This window comes from Lacrimispora sp. 210928-DFI.3.58 (genome assembly GCF_020554865.1).
Lineage (GTDB): Bacteria > Bacillota > Clostridia > Lachnospirales > Lachnospiraceae > Enterocloster.
The window spans coordinates 1-5,980 of sequence record NZ_JAJCIC010000077.1 but is presented as its reverse complement, the minus strand read 5'-3'; the positions used below and the strand labels follow the sequence as shown (position 1 = coordinate 5,980).

Sequence of the window (5,980 nt, the reverse complement as noted above, 5' to 3'; positions counted from 1 at the left end):
TTGATATCTTATCACAGTTATTTGCTTTTGTCAACAACTTTTTTATTTTTTCTTTTGTGCTTTTGGCTTTCTTTGTTTCTCACCTCAGCGCGAGTTATATAATATCAAACCTTTCGACCTTTGTCAACAATTTTTTTGTATTTTTTTAATTTTTTATTCTGCTTCTTCAATTCCGACATTTATTGATGATCTCATTGGCTTTTCGGTAGATCCACTCTGGCTCTTCTCCAATATAGAATGTCCCATTTTCATAGAGAATATTCCCATTTACCATTGTCATCTTCACATTCTGTTTGCTTCCGCTGTAAACCAGATTCTTGCCCAGATTATTTTCAGGCTGCATATTGGGCTGGTGCAGGTCGATCATGATCAGGTCCGCACATTTTCCCGCCGTCAGGGTATCACAATCCCAAAGGCCCATTGCATGAGCTCCTCCCACAGTCGCCATCCAAAGCACATGGTCTGCCTCCACAGCCGCAGCATTCTGTTCCCGCAACTTTCCCAGTCCTGTTGTCAGGAACATTTCCCGGAACATATCCAGACAATTATTGCTGGCAGGCCCATCTGTTCCGATTGCCAGATGGATCCCCATATCCATCATTTTCTGTACAGGTGCAATACCGCTGGCCAACTTCACATTTGACCCGGGGTTCGTTACTGCCCACAGCCCCCTTTTTTTAAATATTTCCAAATCTTCCTGGCTCATATGTATGCAGTGATATCCTCCGCCTCCATATTGGAAGATCCCTAAGCTGTCCAGATAAACGGTTGGCGTTGTTCCATTCCGCTGGATGCACTGCTCTACTTCAGAAATACTTTCTGAATTGTGTGAAAATACTGGTGCCTTATATTTTTCTGCCAAACGGGCAATGCCCCTTAACCGCTCTTTCCCTGTAGTATATTCTCCATGAAATCCCAAATGGTAGCGTATCAGAGGATGGAAATGGTTCAGCTCCACATAATTTTCCTCCTCCTCTTCAATAGATGAAACAAAATCATTCAGCGCACCCGCAAGAACTGTTCGGAAGCCACAGTCAGCAGATGATCTTGCAATCTGCCTTGGCTGAAAATACATGTCAAAATTGGCTGTGATGCCGCTTGTAAGATATTCCATCAGTGCCAGCTTGCACAGAAGATAAATGTCATCCCCCTGAAGCTTTGCTTCCATGGGGAATACCTGTTTATTCAGCCAGTCAAGAAGCGGAAGATCATCTGCATAGGAACGCAGGAAGGTCATAGCAGAATGAGTATGGGCGTTTTTGAAGCCAGGCAGCAGCAGATTCCCCTTGCCATCGATCTCTCTGTCCCATTTTGGCGGAAAATGCCCCTGAATGTCTCTCTGGCTTCCTGCATAGGTGATCTTCTTTCCCTCCACCCAAAGCTCTCCGTCATGAATGATGTCTGTCCCATCTTCCATTGTCATTAGCTTTACTCTGTAAAAGCGAATATTCATTCTGCTCTCCCTTCTGTCCTCACTGCCCTTTGGTTACCTTTCTTTTCCCATCCGTATCACAGCCTCTGTCACCAGCTGCTTAAACAGAGGAGCCACGCGCTCACCTGTTTCCTTTACTTCCTCATGGCTCAAGGGCTGATCCGTCATTCCGCAGGCCAAATTGGAAATGCAAGAAATGCCGCAGATCTTCATCCCCATGTGATTGGCCGCCACAGCCTCGCAAGCGGTACTCATCCCTACGGCATCCCCTCCCAGGGTGCGGACCATCCTCACCTCCGCCGGTGTTTCATATGCAGGCCCTGTCAGCTGCATATATACTCCTTCCTTTAAATCAATGCCCAAATCCTCTGCACTGCTGCGCAGGATGGCCTGAAGCTGCTTATCATAGACCTCACTCATATCACAGAAACGTACTCCCAGCTCTTCTATATTCGGCCCGATCAAGGGCGATGGCACGAAGGAGGATATCTGGTCTGTGATCATCATAAAATCTCCTGCACAAAAGCCTGCATTCACGCCACCGGCAGCATTTGTGAGGAACAATATCTCCGCTCCCATAAGCTTCATGAGCCTGACGGGCAGAACCACATCTGTCATATGGTATCCTTCATAGTAATGTATGCGCCCCTGCATCATCACAACGGGAACACTGCCTATATGCGCAAATACAAAGCAGCCCTTATGCCCCGCTACTGTTGATACCGGAAATCCTTTTATCTCATGATATCCTATCACGGCCTCTGCCTGAACCGTGTCTGCATAATCCCCCAGTCCGGAGCCCAGGACCAGAGCGATCTTCGGTTCAAAGGGGATGCGGGCTTTGATACTTTCGTAGCATGTTGTCAGCTTTTCGTATACCTGATTCATGTGGAACCTCCTTTTATGTTCAGCACCATGTTATCTTTTGAAAAAATTATACCATACAACCTCTATAAAGAAAATAAAAGAAGACCTGACCCGGCTGCCTTTCAGCTTTCACATCTGTTTCAGCTCAAAAGGCGGCCGGAATCAGGCCCGTTTCAATGATCCTTATTTGTAAAACAATGTATTTACATCCACTGCATTCTCTATCATCCCAGTCTCCAGCATAAAGTCTGCTGTCCTCTGAAAACCTTCTCTGTCAGCATCCGTAAGCTCCAGGGAGAAATCATAGAGAGGCTCCATCTCTTTTACTGCCTCTGTATCCAGATCCAGAGACTTTGCCACAAGCTCTGTGGTCTCCTCCGGATTCTCTGTCATAAAATCAGCAATGGTATTCTGTGCTTCCATTAAGCCCTCGATCACCTCTGGATGCTCCTGATAGAAGTCGTCCCTCACTGCCACAGCAATAATGGCATTGATCAGTCCCTGTCCGTTTGTCACCAGATGGCGTCCCTGTTTTTCTGCCTGGTAAGCTGTTGGACCTGCAAGCATCGCCACATCGACACTTCCATTCTCTAAGCCTGCATTGGCATCCGGTATTGACATGTTGACAAAGTTGACATCCTCAATGGTCATTCCGGCAGTTGCCAGGTATGCTACCAGCAGCTCGTGCAGGTTCGTTCCCACAGGGCCTGCAACAGTCTTGCCCTTTAAGGCTTCAGGGCTTGTGAGGCTGTCATCCTTTGAATAGAGGCAGAATGCCTTTGGAGAACGGCTGTACATATTCAGGACCTTGATGTCAGCACCGTTTGCAGCCGAGAGGATCACAGAGGTTGCACCTACTGCGTAGAGCACCTGAACATCTCCGGAAGCCAGAGCCTGAGTCTGGTCTGCTCCTGAGGTCAGCTCTGCATATTCTACCGAAATTCCCTGATCTGCAAAGGTATCAGCGAAAATGCCTTTTTCCTTTTCAACGATCGTTGGCACATTTAAGGGGGAGGTTACATACGTAAATACCAGCTTGTCCAGCGTTGTCCCTGCCTCTTTTGTTGCCTCTGTTTCCTCCTGAGTCTCTGCCTCAGCAGTGGTTTCCTCCTCTTTTATACTTTCTGTCTGGGCAGCTGCCGTTGTCTCTTTCTGTACTGCCCCTCCGGAGCACCCGGTGAGAACTGACGCGCACATGCACACTGCAAGCGCCATCGATACAATCCTTCGCATAAATTTTCCTCCTCATTTTGTTTTATTTATCATTATTTAAATTTTTAATGATATCGCGTTTTAGTTCAATAAATGTCTCGTCCAGAAGATTCCGAAACTTCTCTGTTTTAGGCAGTTCAAATTCTGTCTTCACCCGCCCATTTTCAATAATTATGATCTTATTTCCCAGCAAAAGCGCCTCATCAATGCTGTGCGTCACAAACAGGATACTGGCACCCTGAATGCGCTGAACCCGCAAAAGTTCCTTCTGCATCTGCTCCCTTGTAAAATAGTCCAGAGCTGCAAACGGTTCATCCATCATGATAAAGGATGGTCTGTAGGCCAAGGCCCTTGCAATGGAGGTCCTCTGCTGCATTCCTCCAGACAGCTGGGAAGGATAGGCCTTTTCAAATCCATCCAGCCCTACTGTATGTATGATCGACTGGATTTCATCCGGATCCATCTCCTTTTTCTTTAGTCCGAAACGTATATTGTCTGCCACATTCAGCCACGGCATCAATCTGGGCTCCTGAAATACAAAGGCAGTCCGGTGGGACTCTCCATATAGGATCTCTCCCCCATCTGGCTCCTCAAGGCCTCCTACCAGCCGCAGAAGGGTCGTCTTGCCACAGCCGCTTTTCCCCAGAATAACCGTAATGCTCTCTTTGGGAACCTTCATATGGATTCCCGAAAGCACCTGCACGGTTTTTCCATCTACCTTATAGCGCTTTTGGACGTCAACGAGCTCAATTCCAGCCATTTTTGCAAGATCCTTTCAACATTTTTTTAATTACACATCCAAAAATGCAGTCTGTCGCATATCCAATCAGACCGATCACCAGGATTCCCACGATCACCTTATCTGTTCTTGACATCTGCTGGGCAAAGAGGATCATATGCCCCAAGCCGGAAGAAGCCGCCACCATCTCTGCTCCAATGATCGCACGCCAGCTATAGCCCAATCCGATCCTCATGCCCACCAGGATATCCGCAGACGCATATGGGAGCATGATCTTCGTAAACCGCTCAAACCGAGAGTATCCAAATACATTTCCAACCTCCAAAAGCTTCTGATCGCAGCCGGTAAAACCCTTCACAATATTCAGATACATTGGGAAAAAGGAAGCCAGCACAATGATCACTGTCTTCGTCGTCTCCCCGATCCCACACCACAGAATTAAAAGGGGGATCAGGCTTAAAGGCGGTACATTGCGGAAGAATTGCACGAAATGCTCATAAAATTGTCCGGAGGCCGGAATCATTGTGCGTATCATTCCCAAAAGAAATGCCAGAACAAATGCAATGGAAAATCCCTTTAACACTCTCCCCAGACTGATCACAATATCCCGGAAAATTTCTCCTGATACCAGCGTTTTCCAGAAACTCCCCCAGACCTTTGAAGGAGCCGGGAGCACATAGGCGCTGAATATCTGCAGCCTGCAGATTCCGTACCACGTCAAAAACAGGATGATAAGGCCTATGGCTGGCGCTATAAACTTTTTCCATCTATTCAAGATCAATCACCCCATCTCCATGATGACAGCCATCTCTGCACCAGAGCAGCTCTATCATACGTGCTGCCCCGTAATCCCCGTTTTTCAGATAGCTGCATACCTCATCTTCACCTGTAATACTTACCACCAGGCATTGCAGATTTTGGAAAAATCCTGGCGGGATCGGGCTGGACTCCAACTTCTCTGATTCCAACCTCTCTCCAAGCTCCAGTAGAAATTGTTTCCATGATACAAAACGTGTCTCAGGAAGCTTAGCCTTATTTCCTATATCTGCCAGTATTTCACATGGCGTTGTGATGACTTTGGCCTTCCCCTTTAATTCCTCTCTTCCGGCAATCTCCCTTGCACAATGCATGAGAATGGGTTCAATGGCAGGAATCAGGATACCATTGCCTTTGTACCTTTCCTCCAACAGCTTCCACACCTTCGGACAGCGCACATCAGCTACAGGCACTTGCGAGCTCTCTGCCAACCTTTTATACTCTTTAAGCACCCTCTGTCCCCAGTTCTCCCGGCACTCTACCCGCAGGTATCCATGTTTCTGCAACAGCAGATGAAGACAGCTGCGGTCATACATCCGGTCCACCACAGGATTTATCCATATATAGCGCAATTAAATTCCTCACAATCAATTAGTTTATCCTAACTCATAATATCCTACCAAATCAATAGGATATTGTCAACTATTAATATTACCAATATTTCTTTATACAAAAGAGCGGGAAACGGGATCCAAACTCAAAAGGAGCCAAAATACCCCATAAAACCCAGGAGAAAAAGCTCTGTCTTACAGTGTTTTCAAAAAGTGGCTTCAAATGTTAAGAAAAGGGGTAGTACAAAGGCATAAAACAAAAAGTGGAGAATCCTGATAAAATCAAGGTTCTCCACTATATAAAAAAGAAGCGCGAGACGGGATTCGAACCCGCGGCCCCCACCTTGGCAAGGTGGTGCTCCA

General features: G+C 46.8%; 6 protein-coding genes. All 6 read right to left on the bottom strand.

Features of this window, described 5'->3' with window-relative positions:
* Window positions 1–166 precede the first annotated feature (166 nt).
* Window positions 167–1,453 (bottom strand): amidohydrolase family protein, encoded by a 1,287-nt coding sequence (locus LIZ87_RS21765; protein WP_227149198.1) that lies wholly within the window; start codon window positions 1,451–1,453, stop codon window positions 167–169.
* 33 nt (window positions 1,454–1,486) lie between these two features.
* Window positions 1,487–2,320 carry a purine-nucleoside phosphorylase gene (locus LIZ87_RS21760; RefSeq protein ID WP_227149197.1) on the bottom strand — a complete coding sequence of 278 codons (834 nt, stop codon included), beginning with the start codon at window positions 2,318–2,320 and terminating at the stop codon, window positions 1,487–1,489.
* 162 nt (window positions 2,321–2,482) lie between these two features.
* On the bottom strand, window positions 2,483–3,532 hold the full coding sequence (locus LIZ87_RS21755) for an ABC transporter substrate-binding protein (protein WP_227149196.1): 1,050 nt from the start codon (window positions 3,530–3,532) through the stop codon (window positions 2,483–2,485).
* 22 nt (window positions 3,533–3,554) lie between these two features.
* The gene (locus LIZ87_RS21750) at window positions 3,555–4,271 is read right to left on the bottom strand and encodes an ABC transporter ATP-binding protein (RefSeq protein WP_178314040.1); all 717 of its coding nucleotides are present in this window, start codon (window positions 4,269–4,271) and stop codon (window positions 3,555–3,557) included.
* Window positions 4,258–5,025 (bottom strand): ABC transporter permease, encoded by a 768-nt coding sequence (locus LIZ87_RS21745; RefSeq protein WP_330664743.1) that lies wholly within the window; start codon window positions 5,023–5,025, stop codon window positions 4,258–4,260. Before LIZ87_RS21745 ends, LIZ87_RS21750 begins: the two co-directional genes overlap by 14 nt.
* A complete protein-coding gene (locus tag LIZ87_RS21740; protein WP_227149195.1) occupies window positions 5,018–5,572 on the bottom strand; it encodes a hypothetical protein in 555 nt (184 codons plus the stop codon). The genes LIZ87_RS21745 and LIZ87_RS21740 overlap by 8 nt, the downstream gene beginning before the upstream one ends.
* Window positions 5,573–5,980: the final 408 nt, after the last annotated feature.

What these genes read in the sequence shown, in the direction of transcription:
- LIZ87_RS21765 (WP_227149198.1), bottom strand. Translation starts at nt 1,453, where the DNA reads ATGAATATTCGCTTTTACAGAGTAAAGCTAATGACAATGGAAGATGGG.
- LIZ87_RS21755 (WP_227149196.1), bottom strand. Translation starts at nt 3,532, where the DNA reads ATGCGAAGGATTGTATCGATGGCGCTTGCAGTGTGCATGTGCGCGTCA.
- LIZ87_RS21760 (WP_227149197.1), bottom strand. Translation starts at nt 2,320, where the DNA reads ATGAATCAGGTATACGAAAAGCTGACAACATGCTACGAAAGTATCAAA.
- LIZ87_RS21750 (WP_178314040.1), bottom strand. Translation starts at nt 4,271, where the DNA reads ATGGCTGGAATTGAGCTCGTTGACGTCCAAAAGCGCTATAAGGTAGAT.